Source organism: uncultured Amaricoccus sp. (assembly GCF_937858865.1).
In the GTDB taxonomy this organism is placed as follows: domain Bacteria; phylum Pseudomonadota; class Alphaproteobacteria; order Rhodobacterales; family Rhodobacteraceae; genus Amaricoccus.
In genome coordinates, this window is record NZ_CALLYO010000382.1 from 1 (window position 1) to 1,717 (window position 1,717).

The 1,717-nt window shown below is 70.3% G+C and carries 3 protein-coding genes; all 3 read right to left on the reverse strand.

The window, feature by feature from the left end; all coding sequences use genetic code 11:
• On the reverse strand, positions 1-246 hold a 246-nt coding region (locus Q0112_RS11060), incomplete at its 3' end, for a HisA/HisF-related TIM barrel protein (protein WP_297975196.1).
• A gap of 87 nt (positions 247-333) precedes the next feature.
• Positions 334-1,008: a glutathione S-transferase family protein gene (locus Q0112_RS11065; RefSeq protein WP_297975199.1), complete on the reverse strand. Its 675-nt coding sequence runs from the start codon at positions 1,006-1,008 to the stop codon at positions 334-336.
• Between the two features lie 29 nt (positions 1,009-1,037).
• Entirely contained in the window at positions 1,038-1,628 is a 591-nt protein-coding gene (locus Q0112_RS11070) for a VOC family protein (protein WP_297975200.1), read from the reverse strand.
• Between the last annotated feature and the right edge of the window lie 89 nt (positions 1,629-1,717).

A 1,717-nucleotide genomic window follows, 5' to 3' on the forward strand; every position in this document is an offset into this window, starting at 1 on the left:
CCCGCCGCCGAGCTGCACCGGCACCCCGACCGCGGCGAGGATCGCCTCGACCGCGGCCGCGTTCACCGGCCGCCCGGCGAAGGCGCCGTCGAGGTCCACGAGATGCAGCCACCGGCACCCTGCGGCGACGAAGGCCGCGGCCTGCGCCGCCGGATCCTCGCCGAAGACGGTCGCGCTCTCCATCGCCCCGCGGAGCAGGCGCACGCACCGCCCGTCCTTGAGGTCGATCGCCGGGTAGAGGATCATCCGCCGCTCCGCTCCAAGTCGCGCGCCTGATAGCGCGCCGCCGCGGCGAATGCAAAGGAGCGTCGGAAGGCGCCCGGCGGGCGCCGGTCAGCCGGTGACGAACTCGCGCTCCTTCAGCGACGCGGCGAAGCCGTCGAGCGCCGCGCTCACCTCGGCCCAGTGCGCCAGCCCCTTCACCCGCCCGAGCCAGGCCGCGACATTGGGGGTGGCGGCGAAGTCCCAGCGGATGATGTCGCCGAGCGCCACCAGGCCGCCGACGTAGTAGTCGGCGACGGTGATCGCCTCGCCGGTCAGCCAGGCACGCCCGTCGCCGAGCCAGTGGCCGTCGAGCACCTGCAGCCAGAAGCGCGCCTTGTCCCGACCCCACTCCACCACCACCCGGTGCGCTTCGTCGCTCGGCCGCTTGTGGTGCGGGAAGAGCTGCGGATAGCCGAGGTTGTAGCCCCACTCGCGGTAGAAGTTGAAGCTCGCCCAGTGCATCACCTCGTTCACCCTGGCCCGGTCGGCGGGATCGGAGGGCATCTCGGGGAAGCCGTTCTTCTCCGCGAGGTAGATGAGGATCGCCGCGCTCTCGGTCAGCCGGAAGTCGCCGTCCTCGAGCACCGGCACCAGGCGGTTGGGGTTGAGCGTGACGAAGGGCTCCTGATGGTGCGCGCCGCTGAAGAGATCCACCACCTCCTCGTCCACCTTCAGCCCCTTCTCGGCGATGTAGAGCCGCACGATGCGGCTGGTGATCGAGGCGGGGTGCATGTAGAGCTTCATTCCTTCCTCCCTTGTGCTTGTCTTCCGACCTATTTCGACGCGTAGGGGTCCTTCGGGGCGCGGTCGTCGGACAGGCTCTCGCGGTTTCGCGCCGTCAGCCGCTCGATGGCGTCGGCGAGGTGGACCTCGGCGATGGCATAGTCGCCCCGCTCCAGGCGCAGCCGATGCGCCTCCATCAGCACCTGCGCGTGCGTCCAGCCCCAGGGCGGCTCGAAGCGGTAGGCGGCCAGCTCGATCAGCAGCCCGAGCGGGTCCTTGAAGTAGATCGAATCCATGAAGCCGCGGTCCTTCACGCCCGAGTGCTGGATCGCCCGCTCGTCGAGCCGCTCCACCGCCTGGCGGAAGGTCGCCGCGCTGACCGCGAAGGCGAGGTGATGCACGCAGCCGGGCTCGGTCGGCGTGCGCCGCCCGTCGGGCTTGCGGCTCTCGTCGGTGAAGACGGTGATCAGCCGCCCGTCGCCCGGATCGAAGTAGAGATGGCTCTCGCTCGCCCGGTCGAGGTTCGGCTGCTCGAAGACGAAGGGCATGCCGAGCACCCCCTCCCAGAAGTCGATCGAGGTCTGCCGGTCGGCGCCGGTCAGCGTGATGTGATGCACCCCTTGCGTCTGCAGCTTGCGCACGTCCTTCCCCCCTTGCTCTCAGTCCGCCGCCCCCGACCAGTCGACGAGCCTCGACTTGTAGTCGCTGCGGGGAAGGCTCCCCCAGGGCA

Bases quoted from the DNA above. Each gene is read 5' to 3' on its own strand.
- Q0112_RS11065 (WP_297975199.1), bottom strand. From the start codon at position 1,008: ATGAAGCTCTACATGCACCCCGCCTCGATCACCAGCCGCATCGTGCGG.